We start from the raw sequence: 26,714 nt of genomic DNA on the forward strand, positions 1-26,714 counted from the left end.
AAAATGCCAGCGTCGGATAACGCTCAACAATGCCATGTCGATCACTCCACAGCCCCCGCTCAAACCACGAGGGGCAAGGGTCACACATGGGTCAAATCTCGATGGAAAAATCCCAGCCTGCTGGGTCAGTTCTCAGTGGCAATCAACACTCACTCGTTGCGTAGAAGCAAGGTAGCGCAGCTCTATCGGAAGACGGGGAACCTGAGGGCAGTGCAGTTGCTGCTCGGACACGCAAAAATCGAGACGACGGTTCGCTACCTCGGCGTAGAGGTAGACGACGCGCTTCGGCTTGCGGAGCAGATCGAACTCTGAAGATTGGCGCGAAACCAAGGGTCGGTTTCGCGCCACAAGCGGACGTCCTGCCGATGTGTACAAATGTCCTCGCGACAGGATTGAACGCATGCCATCGCTAATCGCGCTACTAGGCAGATAGCAACGAGAGGCCGAACCTCTTGTGTCCTGTTCTGGGAGCGATGTGCACATGGAGCGCGCAGCCTATTTTCGTTACGCCGGCGAAGCCGCACGCAACGTGGTGTTTCCACTGGGCGGTATCGGCGCCGGTTCTATCGGCATCGGCGCCGATGGTCGGCTCCGCGACTGGGAAATCTACAACCGCCCCAACAAGGGCAGCGTCAACGGCTTCAGCCACTTCGCCGTCCGAGCCGAACGGGACGGTGTTGTGCTGGACACTCGGGTGCTCCACGGACCGTTCCAAGGCTCACTAACCGGCGATTACCTCGGCAAACAATTCAACTCGTTCGGCTTCGGCGTGCGCCGGGAGCATATGTCGGGATTCCCCAGCTTCGAGAGTTGCGCGCTCTCTGGGCCCTATCCGGTGGCAACGCTGGATTTCGCGGACAAGCGCTTTCCCGGTACGGTCAAGCTCAACGCATTCAGTCCCTATCTGCCAATGGAGAGCCGCTACTCGAGCATGCCGGTGGCGATGTTCGAGTTCACCCTTTCCAACACCACCGATAAGGCGATCGACTACACGTTGTTCGGCTGCCTCGGCTTCGAGTTCCGCGACCCGGCAACGGTGAGCGTCGGCAACGACGGTGATCGTATGGCGCTGAACGGCCGGTCGGTGTCCGACCCCAAATCGATCCATTACAGCGAACTCGGTATTTCGACCGATTGGGCCGAGACCAGCCACCAGCGGCATTTCTTCCGCGGCAGCTGGTTCGATGCGCTGGAAGTGTACTGGCAGGACCTCAATCGGCCGGGTCCACTTAAGGACCGCTACTACCAAGATGGTGCGACGCACCGCATGTCGGGCAGCCGGGCCGTCGCCGAGCATTCGACACTCGCCTGCCACCTCACCATCGCGCCGGGCGAGAGCAAGACCGTCAAGGTCGCCATCGCCTGGTATGTGCCCAACGCCAGCAAGTACTGGGTATCGCAGAACGCCCTGATCGGCGAGCCCAAGGACATCCCGAGCGTCTGGAAGAACTACTACGCAACCCAATGGACCAGCGCCGACGCGGTCGCCGCAGAAGCGTTCGCACGTTGGGAGTTCCTTGCTGGACAAACCAAGCGCTTGCAGGCGGAGCTGCTCGCCTCGACGCTGCCGGATTCGGTGCTAGACGCCGTGTCAGCCAACCTGTCGATCGTCAAGACCGCCACCGTGCTGCGACTCGAGGACGGCACCTTCTACGGCTGGGAGGGTTGCCATCCCGATGCCGGCTCCTGCGAGGGCAGCTGCACCCATGTCTGGAATTACCAGCAGGTCCTGCCCTTCCTGTTTCCGGACCTCGAACGTTCGATGCGCGAGGCCGATTTCGCCTACAACCAGTTGCCTGGCTCGGGCGGCATGGCCTTCCGGCTGGCACTGCCGCTCGGCATCGGCACCTCGAACGACCGGCCCTGCGTTGATGGCCAGTTCGGCAACGTGCTGAAGGCCTATCGCGACTGGAAGCTTACCGGCGACCTACGCTGGCTCCAGCAGGTGTGGCCGTACGTCAAGGCGGCGATCGGCTACGCCTGGCACCCCGACAATTACGACATGTGGGACCCGGAGAAATCCGGCGTACTCACAGGGCGTCAGCACCACACCCTCGACATGGAGTTGTTCGGGCCGAGCTCGTGGCTCAACGGCTTCTATCTGGGGGCGCTGCTGGCCGGGTCGCAGATGGCCAGGGCGGTAGGCGATGACGATGCCGCCGCAGAGTTTGCCGAGATCTATGCCCGCGGCCGCAAGTGGACGCACGAGAACCTGTTCAACGGCAGCTACTTCATTCAAGACGTCGATCTCACCGACAAGGCGCAGCTCGCCCGCTTCGAGTCAAAGCTCGGACAGTCGAACTACGTGCGCGGCTCGATCTACGACCTCTACTGGAGCGATGAGCATGGCCAGGTGAAATACCAGGTCGGGCAGGGTTGCGAGATCGACCAGGTGCTAGCGCAGTGGCATGCCGGGCTCTACGGCCTCGGCGACGTGTTCGAACCGGAAAAGTTCGCCTCTGCGGTCCGCGCCATCTACCAGCACAATTTCAAGCGACGGCTTGGGGACGAAGCCAATCCCTGCCGCGTCTTCGGCTTGGAGGATGAAGCTGGCACGTTGATGTGCGCATGGCCGCCTGGCGCGGAGCGTCCAGCTATCCCGGTGCCCTACAGCCAGGAGTCGATGCACGGCTTCGAATACGCCTTCGGCTGCCAGTTGATGATGATCGGCGAGTTGGAAAAGGGCATCGAGGTATTCGCCGCGGTGCGGGACCGTTATCGCGGTCACAACCGCAACCCATGGAACGAAATCGAGTGCGGCTCCAACTATGCCCGTTCGATGGCGAGCTATGCCGCGGTGCTTGTGCTGTCCGGCTTCGCATTCGATCTCAGCGAAGGACGCATCTCTTTTGCGCCCAAGCTGCAGAGTGGCGGCCGCTTCCGCTCGATGTGGTCGACCGGAACTGCCTGGGGAAGCGTCGCCATCGATGATGGCGAAGCCCGCATCACTGTGCTCGGCGGCGAATTGTCGATCGACGAGATCGGCGTCGGCGAGATCACCTTCAAGGCCCAGGCCATCGATCATTTCGGCGGCAAGCCAGAGCGTCGCGAAGGACGCTCAGTGTTTCACCCCGGCATGGGCATGATGCTCCGCCATGCGGGGATTACCGCTACCAACCAACCGGACATCGCAAGCCTTTAAGACCCGTGCCAACAGGGAGGAGACCCCATGCGCAAGTTCCTATCGATCAGTCTACTGGCCGCGGCCATTGCCAGTCCCGCGCTAGCCCAACCGGCCGCCGATACCACCGCCACCCTCAAGGTGTTCCAGTGGGTCAACCCGCAGATTATCGCCTCGACCGAGAAGGCGATCGAGCGGTTCAAGGTCAAGTACCCCAACGTGACGATCGAGACCCAGTTCGTGCCGCAACCGACGTGGGGTGAGTACAACAACTCGTTCCTCAACCAAGTCGCCACCGGTGATGTGCCGGATGTGTTTGCCGCCGCTATCGAAGGCTTCGCCGAAGTCGGTAGCAAGGGCGTATTGGTCAACCTCGAAGAGATCACCTCCAAGGATCCCGCCGCTGCGACCGTGCTTGCCGACATCGAGCCGAACCTGCTTGACGGCATGCGCACAAGGCCGAGCGGGGAACTCAACTTCTTCCCCACCGAGTGGAACAACATCGTCATGTACTACAACAAGGACATGTTCGATGCCGCAGGTGTCTCCTATCCCTCGGATGACTGGACCTGGGCCGACTTCCTCGAAACGGCCAAGAAGCTGACGGTCAAGGATGCTGCCGGCAATACCACCCAGTACGGCTACGTTGTCCCGGGCTTCAACTTCGGCCTGCAGCCCTGGTTCTTCACCAACGAGGCAAGCACGCTCGATGCCGACTGGCGCGCGCCGACGGTAACTACCGACAACTATCGCGAGACGCTGCAGTTCCTGCATAGCCTTATCAACGAGCACAAGGTCTCGCCCGGGTTCGAGGCGGGCGTGGGCGATAACAAGTTCGTCGCCGGGCAAGTGGCGATGTTTGCCGCCGGCCATTGGCCGCTGCCCGAGATCATCGCCAGCGACATGAAGAACGTCGGCGTTCAGATCATGCCGATCAACAAGGTCAAGGCGACCGTCTTCGGAATCGGTGGGCTGTCGATCACCAAGGCCTCCAAGAACCCCGAACTCGCGTGGGAGTTCATCAAGGAGATGACCGGCAAAGAGTACCAGCAGGAACTCGCCGACTCCGGTCGCTCAATCCCCTCGGCTCGCTCATTTGCGACGACGCCGGAGTGGACTGCCTTCCCGGACAACGCAAATCTGTTCTACGAGTCCGCAGCGACCGCCAAGGCAGTTGCTGCCCCGCCCAACTTCGCCCAGGTCGAGGAAATCTTCATGCGGCACTTCGGCGCCTACATGAGCGGGAACCAGGACCTCGACACCACGATCACCGAGCTCGACAGCGAACTGTCGCGCGCCATGAAGCGAGCCTACAACTAACCTGCCTAGGGGCCGGCGGGGTGCGCAAGCATCCTTCCGGTTTCACCGGCACGAATAAGACTTGGAGGGGTCGATGGCCACGCTCAAGCAGAAGGAAGCGGTTGCAGCCTACGGGTTTCTGATTCCTGCCTACGCGATCTACATCCTGTTCCTGGCCCTGCCGCTGGTCGCCGCGCTGATGCTTTCGGTGCTCGAGGTCGACCGGCTCACGCTGAAGGCTGAATGGGTCGGCTGGGCGAACTTCGATTGGATCTTCACCGATCCGCGCTTCTGGCAGACCTTTGCCAACACCTTCTATTTCATCGTGCTGGCCGTCGCCGGCAATGTTGGCCTGGGCCTGGCGCTTGCCGTGCTGCTCGATCGTAGATTGCCGGGGCCGCTGCTGTACCTGTTCCGTCTTGCCTATTTCCTACCGGTACTGGTGTCGCTGGCGTTCGTCTCCTTCATCTGGCAGTTCCTCTTCTCCTACGACCTGGGCGCCATCAACTACTACGTCAAGGCAATGGGCCTGCCGCCCGTGCGCTGGCTGACCGACAAGAACATCGCCATGCTGTCGATCATCATCATCGACGTATGGAAGAATGTCGGCTTCTTCCTCATCGTCTTCCTCGCAGCGCTCCAAGGCGTCCCAAAAACCCTGCTCGAGGCAGCGCGCATCGACGGCGCCTCTGCGCTGACGACGCTCTACCGCATCAAGCTGCCGTTCATCGCGCCGGTTATCCTGTTCTGCATAACTTACGCTACCATTGGGGGCCTGCAGGTCTTCGACTCGATCAAGATCATCACCAATGGCGGACCAGGCGACGCGACGCGCTCGGTGGTCATGTACATGTACAGCGAGGCCTTCAATGCCGGCGAGCTGGGGACCGGTGCCGCCTCGGCACTGACCTTGCTGATCGTCATCGCCATCGTCGTCGCGATCCAGCTCAGCATCGCGCGCCGCTGGGTGAGGAGATAGAAATGCAGAGCCAGGCCACACTCTCGGCGAGGCCAAACCTTACCGCCCGCGTCCACTCGGCGCTGCGCGTTCTCGACTGGCGCAATGTGCCGGTGATGATCCTGCTCGGTATTGGCGCAGTGCTCATGCTGCTGCCGTTCCTGTGGATGTTCGCCGCCAGCATGAGGCCGGCCAACCAGGCCTACCAGCTGCCGCCAAGCTTTTTTCCCACCCAGTTTAATCTCGACTCGTACCGGGCGGCGCTCGAGTCCCCGATTCCGTTCCTCAGGATGTACCTGAACAGCTTCATCGTTGCTGCCGCGACCACGATTGGCGTGATCTTTACAAGCGCCATGGCGGCCTTCGCCTTCTCCCGGCTCCGCTTCCCAGGCACCTCCGTGCTGTTCGGGTTGTTGCTGATCGGGCTGATGGTGCCACCGGCGCTGATCGTCATCCCGTTGTTCTTCGGCATGGCGGCGTTCGGCCTGCTCGACAGCCTGTGGTCGTTGATCCTGCCCGCGCTCGCCAACCCGCTCGCTATCTTTATGATGAGGCAGTTCATGGAGGGCCAGCCACGAGAGTACGAGGAGGCGGCGTTCATCGACGGCGCCAAATACTGGACCATCTTCCGGCGCATCTCGCTGCCGCAGATGGGGCCGCCGATCGCGGCGCTGAGCATCATTGTGTTCACCTCGAGCTGGAACAACTTCCTGTTGCCGCTGATCTTCGTGCGCAGCTTCGACGTCATGACGCTGCCTGTAGGGTTGACGGCGCTGTCGGACTCGTTCGGCTCACTGTCGCTGTCGGTCGTCATGGCTTCGGTCACGATGTGCGTGCTGCCGCTGCTCGTTGTATTCCTTGTGGCGCAGCGCTTCATCGTTGAGAGCATCGCCAGCACCGGCATCAAGCGCTAGTTGGAGACCTATCATGCTTGGATCGCAAATCCTCGATCTCAACAGCTCGATCACCGGCGCCGACATCGGCGTGCCGGAGATCAAGACCTTCGGCTTCGCTAGCTTCCAGAAGGCGATGGCGACCACTGACAGCTGGTCGTCGCATAACGGGCCGGAGCTGGTCTTCGTCATCGAAGGCGAGGCCTGCTGGGAGCTCGAGAACGAGGCGCTGATCCCCGTCTCGGGCGGCCAGTTCGCGCTGTTTCCAGCCAACAAGAAGCACCGCATCGTCAACGGGCTCTATCCGCCGAGCCAGTCGTTCTGGATCGTCATGGCCGGCGCCGGCCAGATCGCCGATCCGGCGCTCCTCACGAGCGACGGCTTCCGCGACTTCCAGAACTATCTCGGCTGCCGCGGCCTGACCCATGACATCGAGCCCCGCTGTCTCGATGCCATCAGCGAACTGGGCCGGCTGGTGGCCGACCCGCGCATCTATACCGGCTCCAGCCTCTTGATCGCCGAGATGCGTGCGGCGCTGCATACGGTGCTGATCGAGGCCTGGAAGGCGCAGGACAAGAAACTCGCTGACCGCAGCAATAGCGAATTGGTGGATGAGTTCCTCGAAGTTCTGCATTCCAACCCCGACGCAGACTTAAACATAAGCGAGGTCGCTAGCCGCCTCGGCTTCTCACGTAGTTATCTGCACAACCGCTTTCGCAAGGAGGTGGGCATGTCGCCCAGCGACTATGCGCAGCGCCTTCGCATCAAGCGCTGCTGCAGTAAACTTGCGACCACCGACGAGCCGGTCACCGACATTGCCATCGAATTCGGCTTCGGCAGCTCACAGTACTTTTCACGCGTCTTCAAAAAATACCTCGGCACCACGCCGAGCGAATACCGGCAGCAAATGCTGATCAGGGAGCACTGAAATGGCCACCGTCGCCCTTCGCGATATCCGCAAGTCCTATGGCAAGCACGAGGTGATCCACGGCGTCAGCCTCGATGTCGCCGATGGCGAGTTCATCGTCTTTGTCGGCCCATCGGGCTGCGGCAAATCGACGATGCTGAGGATGATCGCCGGCCTCGAGACGATTAGCGAAGGGCAGTTGCTGATCGACGGGCGCGTGATGAACGAGGAGACGCCCACCAGCCGCGGCATCGCCATGGTGTTCCAGTCATATGCGCTCTATCCCAACATGACCGTCTACCAGAACATGGCCTTCGGCCTCGAGCAGGCCCGCATGCCCAAGTCGAAAATACGCGAGTTGGTGATGGATGCAGCGCACACGCTGAAGATCGAGCCTCTGCTGCAGCGCAGGCCCGGACAGCTCTCGGGTGGCCAGAGCCAGCGCGTCGCCATCGGTCGCTCGATCGTCCGCAACCCGCGCATCTTCCTGTTCGACGAACCGCTCAGCAATCTCGATGCCGAGCTTCGTGTCCACATGCGGGTCGAGATTGCCAACCTTCACAAGCGGATGAGGCGCACCACCATTTACGTCACACACGACCAGGTCGAGGCAATGACTCTCGCCGACACCATCGTGGTGTTCAATGAGGGTCGCATCGAGCAGATCGGTACCCCGCTTGACCTCTACAACAAACCCGCCAACCGCTTTGTCGCTGGCTTCCTCGGCTCGCCGAAAATGAACTTCCTCTCGGGCAGAGTTGGCAGCGATGGTGGCAAGACCTGCATCGAGGTCCCGGGCGGCAAGCTGCCGCTGGACTTCAGCCGGGCAGCACGAACCGGCGAGACCATCGATGTCGGTATCCGGCCCGAGCATGTCGAAGTGATATCGCCCGACCGCGCCGACGCCACCGCCCGTGTGCAATTCACCGAACAGCTGGGTGGCGAAACCTTCCTCTACTGCGATGTAGGCGACGCCGGCGAAGCGCAGCGCATCGTCATCAAGCGGCCCGGCCAGCAGCGCTTCGGCGACAACGAGCTAATCGGCCTCGCCCTACAGCCGTCCGATATCTACTGCTTCGATACCAGAACGGGTGTCTCACTGGCAGCCTGATGGGAAGCTCTATGGCGACACTTCGAGCACTGCTGTGGTCCTGGGCACACCTTGGACACCAGCCATACACCGGGCGGTTTCGGCGCATAGTCAGATTCTAGACCTGTTAAACCCTTGATGCAGAGGGCTGTGTGAGCTTCGCATTTTGCGTCGCCCCCCTGTGCGGGAGACGATGCGGGGGGCTCTATGGGGGAGCGATTGGTTTTGGGGCTGGGGGCGCGCTGCAGCAACAGATTGCCCTCCTGTGAGAGCCTGCTTTGGGCCACAAGCGGACCTTTGGAGCATTGCTACCAACCGACTGCTCACCAGAGAGTCAGTCCAACGAACGAGTGGTGGAGTGAAGCGCCCCAATGCCAAGTGCGAAACTGGCCATTAGAGAATGGCACGACTGCATCGCGATTTCGGGCTCCGAATCGGCTGTCTCCAGTTGGGTTCGCGCCACCGCCAGGGCGAATAGACGCGACCCTTCCGAGGGTTAGCTGCCCACCCCCCGCAAGACAAAAAAAGCCATCAATATCAATGACTTAGTGGCGGTGCATGTAGTCACCGCAAACCAGTCTCCAATTTCCCTGTTCGGCGGGAGAATACAGGGATTTCTCCCATTTTCTGGCCTTTTCGCATCTAAGAGGGCGGCGATTTTCTCCGCTTCTTCAGTTCGTTAGCAGGCGAATTCCCTAGACCCCGGAACAGGGATTTTCGCCGCCCGATCAGGGAATTTCGGGTCCCGATCAAGGTCGTTGAACGGCCCGCCTTTGAGGTCGCGATCTGGATGCTCGGCTACTTTTGCACCGGGGTTCATTTGCCGTAATGGCGCAAGAGCTCCCAGCGGTCCTGCGAACGCGTCGCAAGGACATGCTGGCGACATTCCCAGTTTCAGTTGGCACCCCTAGTTCCCTCAGTCCCCGACGACGGCAATTCTGCTTGGGTCGCTGCCACTCACTGGCCGGCAGTGACCCACCGGTGCCGCTGTGGTGCCGGCAGAAGCAGGAGTGTCCAATTGCGAAAGACCCAACCACCCGTGGCGAACCATGGGAACCGCAACAGTCAGCAAATCGAGTACTGGCCCACCGCAAACCTGCGCCCCGGTCCGAGAGTACGAAAGCACCCCGAGGCTCAGATCGAACGCATCCGCGCCAGCATTCGACGCTTCGGCTTTCTTTGTCCGCCGCTGATTGAACCGACCGGCGACATCATCGCCGGTGTCGCGCGCGTCGAGGCGGCCCGTCGTCTCGGCTACGACGAGTTGCCGGTGCTTGTCGCGAGCCATCTGTCTGCGGCCGACATCAAAGCCTACCGCATCGCCGACAACAAGCTCGCGGAGATGTCCACTTGGGACCGTGACGCCCTGAGGCTCGAGTTTGAGGGCATCATCGAGATCGACAACACCTTCGATCTCCAGTTCACCGGTTTTGACACGGCCGAGATCGACCTGGTTCTCAATCCCATCGACGCCAGCGAGGAAGAGGGCCCCGACGACGAGGCCCCTGTCCCGAACGCCGTCGCAGTGAGCCGGGTCGGCGACGTGTGGATGCTGGGAGAACATCGGCTGGTCTGTGGTGACGCACTGTCCAGCGAGACCTTTGACGTGCTCATGGGCGGCGAAGCCGCTCGGCTCGTGCTGAGCGACGTCCCCTACAATGTGCCTGTCGATGGCCACGTGGGCGGGCTCGGCAAGACGCAGCATCGGGAGTTTGTGCAGGCCTCCGGGGAGATGACCGACGCCGAGTTCGAGGACTTCCTGCGCAAGGCCATCGTCGTAATGGTCGCCAATCTGATGGATGGCGGCATCGTCGGCTTGTTCATCGACTGGCGCAGCGTCGAGACCATGCTCCGGGTCGGGCGCGAACTTGGGCTTAGGCTCCTCAATCTCATCGTTTGGAACAAGTCGAACGGCGGCATGGGCAGCCTCTATCGCAGCAAGCATGAACTGCTTTGCTTGTTCAAGAAGGGCAAAGCTTCGCACGTCAATAACGTGATGCTCGGCGCCAAGGGGCGGTACCGGACCAACGTCTGGGACTACGCCGGGGTGAACACTTTTGGGGCTGGGCGCATGGCCGACCTCGAAGCGCACCCCACCGTGAAGCCCGTCGCCATGATCGCTGACGCTATCATGGATTTGACCGATCGCAATGAGTTGGTGATCGACAGCTTCGTCGGATCGGGCACCACGATTGTCGCTGCGCAGAAGACCGGCCGGATCGCCAGGTGCACCGAACTCGATCCCCTCTACGTCGATGTGGCTATCCGGCGGTTCAAGGCGCGGTTTGGCATAGACGCTGTGCACCAAGCGACTGGACTGACTTTCGATGCGCTCGCTGCGCAGCGGAGCGAGAGCAGTGCGGAAGCCACCCCTCCGGTTGTTGTGCCGCCGGCAGTTCGTGCGCGCGTGCGTCCGACAGCATCGGTCGAGGAGGTTTGACATGACAAGGACTCGCCCCAGCGGTCATTCCGCTCCCGTTCGTCGGCGGGAGCGGCCAAGGCCTTCGACCACGGAAGCAGTTCCGTCGATCTCGCCTGCCTCGGAACAGTCGTACGAGGTCGGCTATGGCAAGCCGCCCAAACACTCGCAGTTCCAGCCCGGTCAGTCCGGGAACCCGAAGGGTCGGCCAAGAGGATCGAAGAGCCCGTTCACACTCCTGCGCGAGGAGCTGCAGCAGAAGATCACCCTGCGGGAGGGCGACAAGGTGACGACAGTCACCAAACTTGAGGCGGTCATGAAGCGGATCGTGAACGATACGCTCGGTGGCAAGGTCTCTTCGACCAGGATACTGGTGCCGTTGCTGCACGTCTTCGAAGCGCAGGATGCTTCAACCCCCGAAGATCGCAACTTTTCGCGCTCCGATGAAGAGCTGCTGCGCAGCTTCATGAAGGGGTTTGGCGATGAATGAGATCCCCAAACACCCCTTACGCGTCGATGATCAGGCAGCAGTGCTAGAGGTGCTGCTCACGCGACGGCTCGACCTGTTCATCGCCAAGACGTTTCAGCACCTGAACGATGGCCAGAACGTCAAACCGAACTGGCTGCTCGGTACGATGGCTTGGCACCTCGACCAGGTCGAACGGGTCGCGTTGAGGCGTCTGATCATCAACGTGCCGCCGCGGCACCTGAAGTCGATCTCGGCCTCGGTGGCCTTTCCGGCCTTCGTGCTCGGACGAAGTCCGGGCACCACCTTCACCCTCGTCTGCTACTCGCAAGAGCTGGGTGAGAAGATGATGCGCGATCTGCGCAGCGTCCTTGGCAGCCTCTGGTACCGGCGAGCATTCCCGGACATTCGCCTGACCAAGAACACCTCGTCCGAGATTGTCACCGACCGCAATGGCGGCGTGAACATGACCTCGGTCGAGGGCACCCTGACAGGTCGCGGCTCCGACATCATCATCGTCGACGATCCGATCAAGCCCGGTGACGTTCAGTCGGAAGCCGAACGCAAGCGTGTCAACGAGTGGTTCTCCAACACACTGTTTTCGCGCCTCAATGACAAGAAGACCGGCCGCATTGTGGTCGCCATGCAGCGCCTGCACGAGGATGATGTCACCGGCTATCTCACGGCATCGCCCGACCATGGCTGGACTGTATTGAAGGTTCCCGCGATCGCCGAACTTGAAACCAGCCATCTGGTGATCGGCAGGCCGGCGCCATACGTCCGTGCCGCCGGCAGTGTGATCGATCCTGACCGCGAGGACCACGAGACGCTAGCCCAGCTCCAGCGCGACCTCGGCTCACTGGTGTTCTCCGCGCAATATCAGCAGGAGCCGCTGCCGCGCGAAGGCAACCTGGTAAAGACGGCGTGGTTCAGGACCTATACGGCCGAGGACCTTAGACTGGGGTTCGATGCCGTTGTCGTCAGTTGGGACACTGCCTCGGCGGCCAATGACAATAACGACTTTTCGGTGGGGTCCGTTTGGGGCGTGCGGGACAATCACTACTACCTGCTGCGCGTGTACCGCGAGCGACTGGAATATCCCGCCCTCCGGCGACTCATCCTGGAAGTTGTGCGCCGACACGGCGCCGGTCGCGTCCTGCTCGAGAGGGCCGACAGCGGCCGCAACCTCTACAGCGATCTGATTGTGCGCGACCGACACCACCGCTACCGCACGGTCAACCCCAAGGGCAGCAAGGAAGATCGCCTCGCCGCCTGCTCAGCCATTATCGAAGAAGGCCGGGTCTATCTCCCGGAGTCCGCTGACTGGCTGTCCGCCTTTCTGACCGAGATCGCCGGCTTTCCCAACACCCGTCACGATGACCAGGTCGACAGTATCAGCCAGTTCCTCAACCACATGCGGCGTCAGCCGAAGGGCCTGCTGAAGCTCAGCTCGGAGGGCCGGCCAAGACTGGAGCGCAAACGACTTCGTCCACGCTGACCTGAGCCGGCTGCACTGGCGGTGTGCCGCTGGCCATCGCCCCGCCCTCGGCACTTCTGAATTGCTCCGGCTCAATGCCGGTGAGTTCGACAAACAGCCGCTCGAGCCGTTCGACGCGCTTATCGTGCGCATGGAGTTCCTGATCTTCCAGACAGTCGATGAGCTCCAGGATGGTCGATGGCCGCAACTCGCTCTCGCGCAAAATGATCCGGTCACGGTGGGCGGCATAGTACCGAGCGTTGGCTTCACGCTTGTCCATTACAGAAGTCCCCGTGACCCGAGGTGGCGGGTGGAGCGAAACTGCTCGCCCCACGCACCACTCCGATCTCCCCCCGAGGGCTCATTTGCCAAACCGCTCGACGGCCTCAACCCAGTCGAAGGGAAGCGGGTAGTCTCCGACGTACCAGCCGGTCATCACTGGATTCCCCTCGGTGTCGGTATAGTAGGAGCGCCGGATATCTTCCTTGGTGTGAGTTTCGAGGGGAACGAAGGCGGTGTGCCCGTCCTTGTTCGCGACCATGAAGATCATCGGGTCACTGAAGAACCCAGCGAAAAAGCCGCCCCCAAACAAGGTGCATCCGGTTAGCCGGAAGCCGTCGATAACGTCGGATTTGCAGACGGCGTTTGTGTATAGCCTGCCGTCAAAGTTCTGGAACAACCCTCTCTCAGCCATCTTGATGTAGTGGAGCATGAGGGCCTCTTCGACTTTTTTGGCATCGTCACCGGTCGACGCCTTCCAGTCGGCCTCTTCGATCATCTCCCAGCCGCGCCACAGAGCTTCACAGCGCTGGCCCCAGGACTCGGTCATCGCGACGGGCTCCCACTCCGTGAAGGGGGCGCCGAGGTCCTTCTCGATCTGGGCGTAGTTTTCGGCCTGCCGCGCCCTTATCCAGTCGCCCTTTTCGTCAGTGCCGGAAATCCCGAACTTGTCGTCGGCCTCCCGGATGGTAGCGAGGTATCGCTCCTGGCCGTCACAGTAGAGCTTGAGGGCATCGGGTCCGAACTGGCTCGTCTCTTCCGCTACAGCCGGTGCACCAACAGTCGCCGCCGCCGCGATCGCGAGGGCGGCCACGTGGCCGAGGTGCTTTCGAGCTGGCGCGGCGCCGGTGTTGGTGAGGTGTCCGTAAGCCTTTGGCTTTGTGCGCAAAACTGATCTCCCATCAGGTTCGGTTTGATGACGAACACTGATGAGACTCATAGGCTACAAGTCAACTCGAAATGAGACTCATCGGCTGTAGATTGATCGGCTACATCCGCATTGGCTCCTGGGCATGGAGCTCCGTGCGATCTTTGCGGCGAACATTAAGCGGTTGCGCAAAGAGCGCGGCATGTCGCAGGAGGATCTGGCCTTCGAGTCAGGTCTGCACCGGACCTATATTTCCGGGATCGAGCGCGGCATCCGCAACGTCGGACTCGACAACATTGGGGTCATAGCTGAGGCACTGGGAGTGCCACCCGACGTGCTGCTTCGAGCATAGGGCGCACGAGCTGTGCCGTGGGTACCCAGCGGTCGGCCGACTGACGAGCAGGAAAGATCGCGATTCAGCTCAGTAGCGGTCCGTCAAACGTGAGTCCTGTAGCGGCAGCGGAAGTTAGGGAATTACACATGTCTTCCGAACACAGACCCCCGGCTGCTGAGAAGCCAGGCCGCTCTTTCCCAGATCCCGTCGTCGGCAAGTCCGGGTGCCCCTTCGGCCACCGAGGCGCCTGTCACAAACCCACGAGACAGCTTAGTGCATGCAGGTCATGGCGCGCGCCCCGGCACCAGCCCAAGTTCCGCTCATGCGATCTGACGTACCCGGTCCATCTTTCCTAGCTACCGCCTCGGCGGATGCCGAGCGCTCTACTCGGATCACAACCTCGCCAGCCGCTTGATTCCAGTACCTAACCACCACACTGTGCCGCAATGTCGCCCTTGGTCCGGCAATTCTTAGTCCTGACGATCCTAGCGGTTGCTGTCGCTGGGCTGGGGAGCTTCGCGGTAGCTGCCAATACCAGGGGCCTCATGCTGCAATCGGCCCAGATGTCGATGGGCACGCCGGTTATGGAATGCGAGCGACAGGCCCCAGCGATGCCCTGCGGAGACCAGCTGGGGTGCAATATTACTTGTACTGCTCCGGCTGTCGATCTGCCCGTGCCGATCGGCCTTCAGCATGAAACCGCTGCCCTCGCCGCGTCGCCGAGGCTAGTTCGGCCCTTTCCGGTCGCAACGGCACCGTCCTTAGCAACTCCCCCGCCGCGAACCACCCATATCGCCTGATCGAGGCGCCGCCGCCAAAGCAAAGGGCAGCAGCCCAGCTCGTGCGGGGCGTGCTCTCATCCAAACGACATCTAGCGGGGACTACCTCTCATGCGTCACCACATCGGCCTAATCATCCTCACCATCGCTCTAGCCCTCGCCCATGCGACTGCCACAAAGGCCGCGCAGCTCCCGCTCTCCGAGGTTTCCCACATCCACGGCATCGCCTTCGACCAGTCCCGGCCCGGCAGCCTGTTGCTGGCCACCCATAACGGTCTGTTCCGCGGCAGTCCGGACGGTACTGCCGAAACGGTTTCCGCCGATACCAGCGACTACATGGGGTTCAGTCTCGACCCTGCCGACCCCTACCGGCTACTCGCCAGCGGCCATCCGGACCAGGCTGGCGGCCTGGGCATCATCCAGTCTACGGACGGCGGCATCACCTGGACAAAGCTCGCAGACGGGGTGAACGGCCCGGTTGACTTCCACGCCATGACCATCAGCCGTGCCGACCCAAAAGTGATCTACGGCCTCTTTGGCGGCATCCAGGTGAGCCGCGACGGTGGCGCTACATGGTCGATGGTCGGTTCAGGCCCCGAACGGACCATCGACCTCTCCGCCGCGCCTGATAGTTCCGATCTCCTCTACGCGGGTACTGTCGGCGGCTTCATGCGCAGCGCCGATGGCGGCCGGAACTGGCAGTTGGCCGGTCCCGCCGGCGTTGCGGTCACGATGGTCGAGGCGACCGCCGATGGCGCTCTCTATGCCTTCTTCTATGGCGCGGGCCTTTTTCGCCTCGCGTCCGATGGCCAATGGGCGGAACTCTCGACCGGCTTCGACAAACGATACTTCCAGCATCTTGCTGCCGACCCGCTCGACCCGGCTCATCTCGCCGCCGTCACCGATGAGAGTGCCATCCTTGAAAGCAAGAACGGCGGCAAGACCTGGCAGCCGTTCGCAAAATGAGGTCTCTCCTCTTTGCCCTGCTCATCATCTCTGGCTTGGTGACTGCAACCGGGTATGGCTTCCTCGTCTCAGCACGGTCGGGCGGGACCGAAACGCCCGGCCGCGCCCTCTATGTGACCAACTGCGCTGGCTGCCATGGTGTCAGTCTCGAAGGCCAGCCTGACTGGATGAAGCGTCTCCCGAGCGGTCGGTTGCCCGCTCCGCCCCACGACGAAACCGGCCATACGTGGCATCATTCCGACAAGCAGCTCTTCACCATCGTCAAGAGCGGCCTATCTTCGATCGCTCCCGGCTACGAGAGCGACATGCCAGTGTTTGAAGGCGTGCTCAGCGACGAACAGATCACCGAGGTGCTCGACTACATCAAAAGCACCTGGCCGGACCGCGCACGAGCATATCAAGCTGATCGATCAAAGGCCGACCCAATGTGAGACTGCTGAGCATGACGATCTACCTGCAACTCATTCCTACTTGCAAAAGACCGTAGTTTGGGCTCTAGTTGCGAGCGATTTGCAACTAGGACGATTCATGAGCAGTGATGATACGGCGATCGAGCCGGTAACTCGTCGGGGCCTGCTGATCGGGGGCCTGCTGGCTGCGGGTGGCGCTGCAGGTTTTGCTACCGTGGCTGCGGCACAGACCGACCACATCGTGCACGCCGCTGATGCAACTCCTGCGTTCGCACCTGACCCTTACGCCGCGCCCTCGGCCAATGCCGGTCCCCATGGCGCGATGATGACGGTTGGCGAAGTCGACCATGCACGGAACGGCTTCGATCCGAGCGCGATCGTTTCGACCTGGGATACCGGGACGCTCTCCACCACCGCCGAAGGCAAGCCGCTGCGCATCTTCGAGGTCGAGGCGATGGACAAGGAGATCGAGATCGCTCCGGGGGTGATGTTCCCCGCCTGGACCTATAATGGCCGCGTACCCGGTCCGGCCTTCCGCGCCAAGGAAGGCGAGCGACTGCGCTTCGTGTTCAAGAACTTCGGTTCCCACCCGCACTCGATGCATTTCCACGGCATCCACTCGGCCCGCATGGATGGGGTGCCGGGTGCCGGCCTCGTCAGTCCTGGCGAGGAGTTCGTCTACGAGTTCGACGCAAGGCCCTTCGGCTGCCACCTCTACCATTGCCATGCGGTGCCGCTGAAACGGCACATGCACAAAGGCATGTACGGTGCCTTCGTCATCGACCCCGATCCGGAGCGGCACCCTCAGTTCGAGGCGCAAGCCAAGTCGCGGCTGCTTGGGACGCCCGAAAACGCCGAGTGGCAGGAACTGGTGATGGTGATGAACGCCTTCGACACCAATTTCGATGGCGAGAACGAGTTCTACGCCGTCAACTCCATCCCCCATGCCTATGGCAACCGGCCGATCCGCATCGACAAGAGTCGACCGGTGCGCATCTACCTCGTCAATGTCACCGAGTTCGATCCCATCAACTCGTTCCACCTGCACGCCAATTTCTTCGACTATTACGACACCGGCACTTCGCTGACTCCAAGCTTGCGCTCCGACATCATCACGCAGTGCCAGGCCCAGCGCGGCATTCTCGAGTTCAGTTACGCCGATCACGAGCCGGGCATGTACATGTTCCACGCCCACCAGTCCGAGTTCACCGAACTGGGTTGGATGGGGGTGTTCGACGTCGTGGAGTCGCCGCTATGACCGACACCGCGTCCACCCTTCCACCACCCGTTGCCGCTCCCCGCTGGCAGCGTGTCGCCTGGTTGCTCCTGCCGCTCGTGCTCTTGCTTGCGGCAGTTGCCTGGATCGTGGCGGCAGATCCGCTGAGGAGCCTCAACAACGGCGCGCCGCCCGTCGAAGCGTTGACTTACGAGCGCACGATTCTCGACGGCTCCGGTATTCGCGTCCTCGTGCGCGGGGGAGGTTCCGAGCCGATGTCGATCGCGCAAGTCCAGGTCGATGACGCCTACTGGACCTTCACCCAGGATCCGGCCGGACCGCTGTCGCGCGGCTCGACCGCGTGGATCGCGCTTCCCTATCCGTGGGTGGTGGGCGAAGCCCATGCCATCAACATCGTGACCAGTACCGGCACCACGTTCGAGCACGAAATTCCGGTCGCCGTGGCAACGCCCCAACCAAGCGCGGCGGGCCTTACGGCCCAGGCCCTGATCGGTGCGATCGTGGGCATCCTGCCGGTGGCAGTCGGCCTCATGTTCTATCCGGCGCTGCGCGGCGTTGGCCGACCGGGCATGAATTTCCTGCTCGCCTTGACGATTGGCCTGCTCGCCTTCCTGCTCGTCGACATGGGCTCAGAGGCGCTGGAGCTTGCCGGCGAATCGGCCGCCCTGTTCCAGGGCCCGGCGCTGGTGGTGCTCGCCGCGCTCGCGAGCTTCCTCGTCCTCATGGCGATTGGCCGCTGGCGCGGCACGCCGCAGGGCCTTGCGCTGTCCTTCTTCATCGCGCTTGGCATCGGGCTCCACAATCTCGGCGAAGGGCTGGCCATCGGCGCCGCCTTTGCCGCGGGCTCGGCCGGGCTCGGCACCTTCCTCGTGCTCGGCTTTGCCGTGCACAACATCACCGAAGGTATCGGCATCGCCGCGCCCATCCTCAAGGAGCGCCCGCCGCTCTGGAGCTTTGTCGCCCTGACCGTGGTGGCCGGCGCCCCTGCGGTGATCGGCATGTGGCTCGGCAGCCTTGCGGTCGCCCCGCAATGGTCGGCGCTCGCGCTCGCAGTCGGCGCCGGCGCGATCTTGCAGGTGATCGTCGAAGTCGGCGCCTACCTGCTGCGCTCCAACAAGGGCGCAGCCTCGACCTGGCTGTCGCCGGCGGCACTTGGCGGCCTGCTCACGGGCGTTGCTTTCATGTATGCGACGGCTGCCCTGATCAAGATCTAGGTCTAGAGACCAAGGATCGCCTCTCGAACGTTGAGTCCGGAGAGAGCCTGTGTGCGGTGGTGACCGTCAATCGCAATCTGCGTGGCAGGAGAATATCCCAACTGCCTTGGGGGCTTGCCCGTCCAAGTAGTGCTGGCAGGCTCTGGTCCAGGCGCAACACATGCACGGTCGGAAGTGGGCCTTCCGTGTCGCCCATTGTTCGGGCCTCAGCGCTTTCGACGGCTGAAACCGGGTGGAGCGTTGCCCAAAGAAACGACTCGTGTCGGCCATGGCGAACGCTCCTGCCGATGATGTTGCCTGATAGCACCACTTGCCCGGAATTGAGGATCAACGGCGATCCCGCGATCTCAGCACCCAGCGACCGCACGAGCTCGAGTTCGGCGGCCGATGCTCCTCCTGCACCTAGGGCATGAACCGCTCTCTCGTACCGCCCGGCATACTTGTCCTTCCGGTACCTGGCAAAGTGGGGCGTTTCCACGAGGCGAGCACGGCTATCGCGCCATCCTGCAGTGGTCGGGTGCGACAGAAGATAGGCGTCCATGATCTTGCGCAGTCGCGAGCGCTCATGGGGCGTCGCTCGGGCAACCTCGAGAAGTTGGCCGTCCCTTCGTGAGGGGAACATTTCCCCCTGCAATGCGCCGAAAGCGTCCGGTTCCATCAAGACCCTCGAGCTCCCCGCTGTAGGGGTTGCCACTGTTGGAAGGTCAAGACCCCTGCAGCGGTTATGCATCTGGCTTCGGACGTGGCCAGAGTATGATGAGGACCCCGAGCACCAGGAAGGTGTCGGCCAGATTGAAGATCGGCAGCTGCCAGTCTGATACTCGAATCGCGACAAAGTCGGTGACGCGGCCCTGGAGCCAGCGATCAGCAAGGTTCCCAGTTCCTCCAGCGCTGACGACGGCGGCGCCCAGGGCTATTGACCCGCTTCGCGGCGCGAACCACCACCCGAAGATTGCGACGAAGACAACTACGCCGGCGACGAGCCAGGTCGCAGACCCGGCAGGCAGCAGACCGAAGGTCGATCCCTCATTGAAACGCAGACGAAGGGCAAGGAAGGGACCCAATTCCAGATCGGAGGCACGAAGCCCCCAGCGTGCCAGAGCCTTCGCACCGAGGTCGCTAGCAACCAGCAAGAAGGCCAGAAGCACCAATCCAGCGCGCGCGGGTGTCATGGCCGTGGGTGCCGCGAAACGCTAGGCCTGCCCGGCGGCGATGGGATCGGTGCCGACAACGCCGAACCGAGGAAGGCGTGCTTTCGGGGCCGGGGTGACGGCTGCTTCCGCGAATTCCTCGATGATGGGGCAGTCGGGGCGATCGTCACCGTTGCAGTGATCGGCGAGATGCCGAAGCGTGTGGCTCATGGCCTGCAGCGCTCGTGCCTTTTCTTCTAGTGCTTCGATGTGTTGCAGGGCGATGGCCTTGACGTCCGCGCTTGCGCGCGAGCGATCCCGCCACAGCGCAAGCAGGTCGGCCATCTGGTCGACGGAAAAGCCCAGGTCCCGCGCACGGCTTATGAACTGCAGGGTGTGCACCTCCTTATCCGAATAGACGCGGTAGCCGGACTCGGTGCGAAGAGGCTGGGTGATCAGGCCGATGGACTCGTAGTAGCGGATCATCTTGGTCGACACGCCACTGGCTTTCGATGCTTGACCGATGTTCATGATGCAGGCTCCAGAATCTCGAGGTTGCGGATCGAGGCGCGCTCGGCGTGCACCGAGTTGCCATGGGCAAGCGGGGGAGCAAAGCGGCGCAGGCGCAGCGCGTTGCCCAGCACGAAGACGCTGGAGAGCGCCATCGCCCCGGCCGCCAGCACGGGTGACAGCAGCGTGCCGCTGATGGGGTACAGAACCCCCGCGGCCACCGGGATCAAGGTGACGTTGTAGGCGAAGGCCCAGAACAGGTTCTGCTTGATGTTGCCGATCGTCGCCTTGGAAACGGCGATGGCATTGACCACGCCACGCAGGTCGCCGGACATGAGTACGACGTCCGCGCTTTCGATGGCGATGTCCGTCCCGGTGCCGACCGCGAGGCCGACATCGGCCTCAGCCAGGGCAGGCGCATCGTTGATGCCGTCGCCGACAAACGCAATCTTCCGGTCGGCTCCCCGCAGCGACTTGACGGCGTCGACCTTGCCGTCGGGCAGCACTTCGGCGACGACCTCGTCGATGCCCAGACGCTTCGCGACCGCGCGGGCGGTGCGGGAATTGTCGCCGGTGATCATCGCGACCCTGAGCCCGAGGTCGTGCAGCGACCGGATAGCCTCGGGCGAAGTGTCCCGGATAGGATCCGAGACGGCGATGATCACGGCCAGTTCCCCGTCCACGGCGGCGTAGAGCGGTGACTTGCCTTCGTCGGCCAGGCGGCCCGCTGTTTCGTTGAACTCGGCCACGTCGATCCCCGCCTTTGCCATCGCCCGGTCGGCGCCGACGAGGACGCGGCGGCCGGCCACAGTTCCGACGACCCCAAACCCGGGATCGGCCTCGAATGCCGTGACGTTGGCAAGCGACAGGCCCTCCTCCGTTGCTGCGGAGACGATGGCTTGCGCGACGGGGTGCTCGGACTTGGCTTCGACGCTCGCCACCAGGGCCAGAACCTCGTTGCGGTCGTAGCCGGCACGGACGACAAGGTCGGTGAGCTCGGGCTTGCCCTTGGTCAGTGTGCCCGTCTTGTCGAAAGCCACGACTTCCGCCGATCGCAGCGTCTGCAACGCTTCGCCCTTGCGGAAGAGGATTCCGAGCTCGGCCGCCCGGCCTGTGCCAACCATGATCGACGTCGGCGTCGCCAGACCCATGGCGCACGGGCAGGCGATGATGAGCACCGCGACCGCGTTCACCAGCGCAAAGGTCACGGCAGGCGACGGACCGAAAACGAACCAGGCGGCGAAGGTCAGCGCAGCCGCGGCCATCACGGCAGGCACGAACCAGGCGGTGACCTTGTCGACGAGGGCCTGGATGGGAAGCTTGGAGCCCTGCGCGGCCTCGACCATGCGGATGATCTGGGCGAGCACCGTGTCGGCACCCACCTTGGTGGCCGCGAACGTGAAGGCGCCGGTGCGATTGATCGTGCCACCGACAACCTCGGCGCCGGCGAGCTTGCGCACCGGGACAGGCTCGCCGGTTATCATGGATTGGTCGACATAGGACTCTCCATCGACCACCACCCCATCCACCGGGACGCGTTCGCCGGGACGGACTTCGATCCGGTCGCCGACAACGACCTGCTCCAGTTGAAGTTCGGCGGCGACGCCATCGCGGATGACACGCGCGGTCTTGGGCTGGAGGCCGATCAAACGCCTGATGGCCTGGCTCGTCCGCCCCTTGGCGCGGGCCTCCAGATAGCGGCCCAGCAGGATCAAGGTCACGATGACGGCCGCCGCCTCGTAGTAGACATACCCCGTGCCGGGCGGCAGCACGGAAGGCAGGAACGTCGAAACGACCGAGTAGCCCCAGGCTGCGCTGGTTCCCAACACGACGAGGGAGTTCATGTCCGGCGCCCCGCGCAGGAGGTTGGGAACGCCCTTTGTGAAGAAGCGCAGGCCGGGCCCGAACAACACCACCGTCGCCAAAGCGAACTGGACGTAGAGGTTGTTGGCCATGCCAATGTTGGTCATGACCCAGGTGTGGATCGCGGGGACATAGTGCGAGCCCATCTCCAGCACGAACAGCGGGATCGTCAGAACCGCGGCAAGCGCGAAGCTGTTACGCAGGCGTACAATCTCGGCGGCGCGCCGCCGATCCCCCTCGTCTGCTCTCGTGGTCGCGACCGGCACGACAACTTCGTAGCCCGTCGCCCGAACAGCCTGCTCGAGCCTGGCCCGCGTGACGCTGCCCGCTGGGAAGCTGACGGCCGCGCGTTCGGTCGCGAGGTTGACGACGGCTGAGCTGACGCCGGGGACAGCGGCCAGCGCCTTCTCGATTCGCACCACGCACGAAGCGCAGGTCATGCCCTCGATCTGCAGCTCGACCAGATCGGAGCGCGCAGAATAGCCCGCCTTCTCGATCGCCGCGACCACCGATCGGGGGTCGAGCTCCTTGGCGAAGGCAACAGTTGCCTTCTCGGTGGCGAGGTTCACGTTGGCGGATGCCACGCCGGGCACTGCACGGATCGCCCTCTCGACGCGCGCGACGCAAGAGGCGCAGGTCATGCCCTCGATCTGGAAATCGGCGACGGTGTGCGCCGCGGCTGCGGCAGGCTCCTGCAGGGCAAATTCGGATGACATGGTCGAGCAGTCCTCAGTTCAACTGCTCAAATAAGTAATCCTTCCAACGATGGGAAGGTCAAGGGCTCGTCGCTCGATTCACGATCAGCCTCCCGACGCCCAGGTCCACGAGCCGGCGAAACGTGTCGGCGACCTCGGACGCGCGCTCTATGGCGCCGGCCTCTATCCAGCTCCGGATCCCCGCGATGAGGGCCCCGCTCAGCATCGCGGCGCGGAGACGATGGCTGTGATCCCGACCCAATTCGTCGGCGACCATCTCCTCGACGATCGACTGGAACTCCACCTCCGCCAATCGTCCGCCGCTTCCGCTCAGAAGTGCGCGATAGAGCCCGCTGTGCGACCTCGCATGCACCAGCAGCGGGTCGACAAAGCTCCAGGGACGGCCGCTCACGCCGCGCAGAACGGTGCTCAGGTCATCGCGCAGCCTGCCAAAACCGAACTTCAGAAGCTCGTCCTTGGACTTGAAGTGCGCGTAGAAGGTCGTGCGGCCGACATCGGCGGCATCAATGATGTCCTGCACCGAGATCGCATCGTAGCCGCGCTCGACGATCAGGGCGACGAATGCCGAATAGAGCGCTTCCCGGGTCTTGCGAACACGGCGATCCATGATTCCGAACGCTCCTCCGCAGTCTGTTCCGAACCGAACGGCCGGCCATGGTCCAGCGCCGTTCCCGAACATAGTGTTCGCTACAGGCAACGTGTCCACTACTTTTTTGGAGCAGCATCATGTCAGCGCAACGGCTCGCGCTCGTATCGATCACCACCCTTGTCGCCACGCTCGTTACGACGGGAATCCACCACATCTTCCGGCTCGGACCAGGCCTCATCGTCCCAACCCTCATCGGCGTTGGATTGGCAATCGTCCTGTGGGTGCTCTACTCGAGGACGCGCAAGGCCGGTTTCCTCGTAGGCTACGGTGCCTTCACGGCCCTTGTCGTGTTCTGGTTCGGGATTCTGGACGGATTTCTCGACCACGTCGTCAAGGCGGCGGGACTGGACAACATCACGTTCCTCGCCGGCGGTGACGCAGAGGTGGTCGCGCCGGCACTGCACCTGTGGTCGCAGGAGGCCAGCACTGCGTTCTACGAGGGCACGGGTATCCTCAGCGCCATACTGGCGTTGCTGACAGCGGTGGCGACGGTCGCGTTCATCTATGTTGAACTCCACAGCCGACCAGCGACCTCGCCTGAGGAAGGCCGACAGCGAAGCGCCTGATCTCGCTCACCCACCGTCTGCCGCCACACCGCGGGGGGACGATCCGCCGACAGGGAATCGTCGAGAATAGTGTTCCCTACCCCTTGACCTTCCCACCGTTGGAAACTCCATCTTCCGGCTATCGCATCAACCAGAGGATGGAATCGAATGCACGACTTCAAAGTCAGCGACATGACCTGCGGCCACTGCGTGGCGACCGTCGAGAAGGCGGTCAAAGGCGCGGATAGCTCGGCCAAGGTGAATATCGACCTCGGCTCGCATGCCGTGAAGATCGAGAGCCAGAAGCCAGCCGCAGTATTCGCCAAGGCAATCGAAGAAGCCGGCTACACCGGCGAGCTTCGGAGTTGAGCCCCAATGGCCCGGTGCCAATCGCCGGGTCACTTGACTGCCAACGGCCACAGATTACTGCTCAATCGACGTCGCTACGAGAGCAGCTGGAGAATGGATATCGCTTCTCGATCAACAGTGGCGAGAAGTGTCCGATAGGAACCTGGGGACCGCGCTGTCGGGCCGTCCCTGCTCATCTGTCATGGCTGTCATCGCCCTGCAGGCGAACGTTGGCAATCGAACCTAGCGACGACTTCAGAGCCCGCCTGATCGCCAGATAGAACGCAACAGGCGAAACGTGAACCAGGCCGCGAGGCCGTAACCCAGCGCCGCCAGAAGAGGCATGTCGCCATAGATGCGCGGACCGATGCTGTCCCGCATCAGAAGCGAGGCGGCAATGTAGAGTCCCAAGGTGATAAGCGCCAGGACTTGGCGATTGCTCGTGCGATTGAGATGCGCCTTGAGGCCGTCGATGCGCAGGCTCAGGCTGAGCCCCTCCCCTTCCCGATTGAGACGACGGATCCACTCTCTCAGGACTGCTGGCAGATCCTGCATCGCGGTGACTGCGTCGATCTTCAGACGATCAAGCGAGTTCTCCCAATCGAGGTCCCCGGTTGCCGCCTTGAGGAACTTGGGGCCCTTCGCCTGCAAACCGGCTACGAGCGCGAACCCGGGGTCGAATACTCGCACTGCATGCTCCGCAAGGAACATCGCCCGCATCAGCACAACCAGATCGTAGGGTATGAGGACATTCTGGCTGCGCCCCAGTCGCGCGACACGCAGAAAAACCTCTGCAAGCGACCACTCCTTGAGCGGCAGCGCCGCATAGTCGGAAATGATCTCCGCCAGGTAACGTCGGAATTTGATCCTTTCAATTTCACCCCCGATGATACCGAGGTCGATGGCAGCGTCCAGTAACCAGTCGGCATCCTGGCGGATGAACGCAGCCGCGAACGCACCGAGGTTGCGCCGCGTGTCCCGATCCAGGAACCCGACCAGCCCGAAGTCGTGAAAGCATATCCGCCCCTCCGGCGTGATGAAGAGATTGCCAGGATGGGGATCGCCGTGAAAGACGCCGAGTACCAAGATCTGGTGGAGGTACAGATCGATGAAGTCCTGCGCCAGCTGCGAGCCCTGCGATTTGATCGCGGGATCGTCGATTCGGTATCCATGGCTGCGCTCCTGGACAAGGACGGTTTCGCTGATGAGGCCCTCGATCGCCCGCGGGACATACACGGTCGGCCAATCGGTGAAGGCGGAGGCGAACCGCGTTATGCTGCGCGCCTCACGCGCGAAATCCGTCTCGTTGCGTAGATTGGTCCAGATCTCCCTGATGACCAATTCGGGCTGGTAGTGACGCAGGCGCCGCGACATCGCACCGCCGATCTGCGCCAGCCATGCCAATGCGCGCATATCGCGTTCGATTTGCCGCTTGATGCCGAGGCGCCTGACCTTGACGACTACCTCCCGCCCATCGTGAAGGCGGGCAGCATGGACTTGGGCTATTGACGCGGCGGCGAGTGGCTTACGCTCGAATTCGGCAAACAGCTCCGCGAGCGGGCGTCCAAACGCGCGCTCGATCTCGCGGATCGCCTGTTCGGCCGGAAACGGCGCCACGTGTTCTTGGAGCGATTGGAGGGCAGCGATGTAGTCGTCGGGCAACATGTCCCGCCGCAGGCTGAGCGCCTGGCCAAACTTGATGAAGGTCGTCCCCAGCCGCGCCAATGAGAGGCAGAGCCGCTCCGCGGGCCGCACGCGGGACCGTGACAGATGGAGCCGATCGATCGCCAGCGCCCACCCAAGGCGAACAATCTCCAGGGCGATCTGGAACAACCTTAGTAAGAGCATGATCGGCCTCGCAGCGGCGCCGCGGCTCACTCCCGTCGACCACCCGGTTCGCGACAATGAAAGAGAGTATAGACGCTCTCGGCTGAGAGTTTTTGATCCTAGGCAAGCGGCCCGGCCCGCTCATTCGACTTTCGGCGACCACGTCGCGCAGGTGCTCCGGGTCGATCAGGGTTCCGCAGCGAAAGGACCTGTGATTCCTCACAGAACGACCAAGGTCCAAGCACGGGTGCCGTGCTCCTGACCGGCAGCGCCGTGCTCTCCACGACCCGCTTCAAGGTTTGATCAGGATCAAAGCGCTGCGCCTGCAGCGGGAGCCTACTCAAAACCTCCTTCGTAGTGTCTTGGGCCAGTGAATTGGAGGCTGGACTGAAGCACCCGATGGCAAGGC

24 protein-coding genes are annotated in these 26,714 nt (G+C 62.5%); 17 read left to right on the top strand and 7 right to left on the bottom strand.

Features of this window, described 5'->3' with window-relative positions:
* The 10 genes from J0I99_RS15840 to terL form a co-directional block, all read left to right on the top strand.
* Nucleotides 1-312: tyrosine-type recombinase/integrase (locus J0I99_RS15840; RefSeq protein ID WP_291398583.1), on the top strand; the 312-nt coding region annotated here is incomplete at its 5' end.
* Nucleotides 313-481: 169 nt separating this feature from the next.
* Nucleotides 482-3,142 (top strand): GH116 family glycosyl-hydrolase, encoded by a 2,661-nt coding sequence (locus J0I99_RS15845; protein WP_291398584.1) that lies wholly within the window; start codon nt 482-484, stop codon nt 3,140-3,142.
* Between the two features lie 27 nt (nt 3,143-3,169).
* Nucleotides 3,170-4,441 (top strand): sugar ABC transporter substrate-binding protein, encoded by a 1,272-nt coding sequence (locus J0I99_RS15850; RefSeq protein ID WP_291398585.1) that lies wholly within the window; start codon nt 3,170-3,172, stop codon nt 4,439-4,441.
* A gap of 73 nt (nt 4,442-4,514) precedes the next feature.
* Nucleotides 4,515-5,399, top strand: coding sequence for a carbohydrate ABC transporter permease (locus J0I99_RS15855; protein ID WP_291398586.1), 885 nt, complete (start codon nt 4,515-4,517; stop codon nt 5,397-5,399).
* 2 nt (nt 5,400-5,401) lie between these two features.
* Complete coding sequence (locus J0I99_RS15860; RefSeq protein WP_291398587.1) at nt 5,402-6,292, top strand: carbohydrate ABC transporter permease; 891 nt, start codon at nt 5,402-5,404, stop codon at nt 6,290-6,292.
* 13 nt (nt 6,293-6,305) lie between these two features.
* Entirely contained in the window at nt 6,306-7,199 is an 894-nt protein-coding gene (locus J0I99_RS15865; protein ID WP_291398588.1) for an AraC family transcriptional regulator, read from the top strand.
* Between the two features lies 1 nt (nt 7,200).
* Entirely contained in the window at nt 7,201-8,289 is a 1,089-nt protein-coding gene (locus tag J0I99_RS15870) for an ABC transporter ATP-binding protein (protein WP_291398589.1), read from the top strand.
* A 997-nt stretch (nt 8,290-9,286) separates the two neighbouring features.
* Nucleotides 9,287-10,708, top strand: coding sequence for a DNA methyltransferase (locus J0I99_RS15875; RefSeq protein WP_291390204.1), 1,422 nt, complete (start codon nt 9,287-9,289; stop codon nt 10,706-10,708).
* A 1-nt stretch (nt 10,709) separates the two neighbouring features.
* Nucleotides 10,710-11,177, top strand: a complete 468-nt coding sequence (locus J0I99_RS15880) for a DUF5681 domain-containing protein (protein WP_291390205.1) — start codon at nt 10,710-10,712, stop codon at nt 11,175-11,177.
* Entirely contained in the window at nt 11,170-12,651 is a 1,482-nt protein-coding gene (gene terL, locus J0I99_RS15885; RefSeq protein WP_291398590.1) for a phage terminase large subunit, read from the top strand. The genes J0I99_RS15880 and terL overlap by 8 nt, the downstream gene beginning before the upstream one ends.
* On the opposite strand, the gene J0I99_RS15890 is transcribed toward terL, so the two are convergent.
* Nucleotides 12,599-12,910: a hypothetical protein gene (locus J0I99_RS15890; protein WP_291392703.1), complete on the bottom strand. Its 312-nt coding sequence runs from the start codon at nt 12,908-12,910 to the stop codon at nt 12,599-12,601. The genes terL and J0I99_RS15890 overlap by 53 nt on opposite strands.
* 81 nt (nt 12,911-12,991) lie before the next feature.
* The gene (locus tag J0I99_RS15895) at nt 12,992-13,798 is read right to left on the bottom strand and encodes a hypothetical protein (protein WP_291392701.1); all 807 of its coding nucleotides are present in this window, start codon (nt 13,796-13,798) and stop codon (nt 12,992-12,994) included.
* 124 nt (nt 13,799-13,922) lie between these two features.
* Between J0I99_RS15895 and J0I99_RS15900 the strand changes: the two genes are divergently transcribed.
* The 5 genes from J0I99_RS15900 to J0I99_RS15920 all read left to right on the top strand — a co-directional run bounded on the left by J0I99_RS15900 (nt 13,923) and on the right by J0I99_RS15920 (nt 18,717).
* On the top strand, nt 13,923-14,129 hold the full coding sequence (locus tag J0I99_RS15900) for a helix-turn-helix domain-containing protein (protein WP_291392699.1): 207 nt from the start codon (nt 13,923-13,925) through the stop codon (nt 14,127-14,129).
* An 872-nt stretch (nt 14,130-15,001) separates the two neighbouring features.
* The gene (locus J0I99_RS15905) at nt 15,002-15,856 is read left to right on the top strand and encodes a hypothetical protein (protein ID WP_291392698.1); all 855 of its coding nucleotides are present in this window, start codon (nt 15,002-15,004) and stop codon (nt 15,854-15,856) included.
* Nucleotides 15,853-16,287, top strand: a complete 435-nt coding sequence (locus J0I99_RS15910; protein WP_291392696.1) for a cytochrome c — start codon at nt 15,853-15,855, stop codon at nt 16,285-16,287. Before J0I99_RS15905 ends, J0I99_RS15910 begins: the two co-directional genes overlap by 4 nt.
* Nucleotides 16,288-16,384: 97 nt before the next feature.
* Nucleotides 16,385-17,524: a multicopper oxidase domain-containing protein gene (locus J0I99_RS15915; RefSeq protein WP_291392694.1), complete on the top strand. Its 1,140-nt coding sequence runs from the start codon at nt 16,385-16,387 to the stop codon at nt 17,522-17,524.
* Nucleotides 17,521-18,717 (top strand): ZIP family metal transporter, encoded by a 1,197-nt coding sequence (locus J0I99_RS15920; protein ID WP_291392691.1) that lies wholly within the window; start codon nt 17,521-17,523, stop codon nt 18,715-18,717. The genes J0I99_RS15915 and J0I99_RS15920 overlap by 4 nt, the downstream gene beginning before the upstream one ends.
* 722 nt (nt 18,718-19,439) lie before the next feature.
* Here the strand turns inward: J0I99_RS15920 and J0I99_RS15925 are convergent.
* The 4 genes from J0I99_RS15925 to J0I99_RS15940 are packed head-to-tail and all read right to left on the bottom strand — an operon-like array spanning nt 19,440 to nt 23,543.
* Nucleotides 19,440-19,889 carry a signal peptidase II gene (locus J0I99_RS15925; RefSeq protein ID WP_291398591.1) on the bottom strand — a complete coding sequence of 150 codons (450 nt, stop codon included), beginning with the start codon at nt 19,887-19,889 and terminating at the stop codon, nt 19,440-19,442.
* A 21-nt stretch (nt 19,890-19,910) separates the two neighbouring features.
* Nucleotides 19,911-20,378 carry a Cu(I)-responsive transcriptional regulator gene (cueR, locus tag J0I99_RS15930; protein WP_291392690.1) on the bottom strand — a complete coding sequence of 156 codons (468 nt, stop codon included), beginning with the start codon at nt 20,376-20,378 and terminating at the stop codon, nt 19,911-19,913.
* Nucleotides 20,375-22,936 carry a heavy metal translocating P-type ATPase gene (locus J0I99_RS15935; protein ID WP_291392688.1) on the bottom strand — a complete coding sequence of 854 codons (2,562 nt, stop codon included), beginning with the start codon at nt 22,934-22,936 and terminating at the stop codon, nt 20,375-20,377. Before J0I99_RS15935 ends, cueR begins: the two co-directional genes overlap by 4 nt.
* Nucleotides 22,937-22,994: 58 nt before the next feature.
* Nucleotides 22,995-23,543, bottom strand: a complete 549-nt coding sequence (locus J0I99_RS15940; protein WP_291392686.1) for a TetR/AcrR family transcriptional regulator — start codon at nt 23,541-23,543, stop codon at nt 22,995-22,997.
* Between the two features lie 119 nt (nt 23,544-23,662).
* Here J0I99_RS15940 and J0I99_RS15945 point away from each other — a divergent pair, with 119 nt between their 5' ends.
* Both J0I99_RS15945 and J0I99_RS15950 read left to right on the top strand, forming a co-directional pair.
* Nucleotides 23,663-24,151, top strand: a complete 489-nt coding sequence (locus J0I99_RS15945; protein ID WP_291392684.1) for a hypothetical protein — start codon at nt 23,663-23,665, stop codon at nt 24,149-24,151.
* 147 nt (nt 24,152-24,298) lie between these two features.
* On the top strand, nt 24,299-24,499 hold the full coding sequence (locus tag J0I99_RS15950; protein ID WP_291392682.1) for a heavy-metal-associated domain-containing protein: 201 nt from the start codon (nt 24,299-24,301) through the stop codon (nt 24,497-24,499).
* A gap of 234 nt (nt 24,500-24,733) precedes the next feature.
* On the opposite strand, the gene J0I99_RS15955 is transcribed toward J0I99_RS15950, so the two are convergent.
* Nucleotides 24,734-26,326, bottom strand: coding sequence for an AarF/UbiB family protein (locus J0I99_RS15955; protein ID WP_291398592.1), 1,593 nt, complete (start codon nt 26,324-26,326; stop codon nt 24,734-24,736).
* Between the last annotated feature and the right edge of the window lie 388 nt (nt 26,327-26,714).

The sequence above is a fragment of the Devosia sp. genome, assembly GCF_017307495.1.
GTDB lineage: Bacteria > Pseudomonadota > Alphaproteobacteria > Rhizobiales > Devosiaceae > Devosia_A.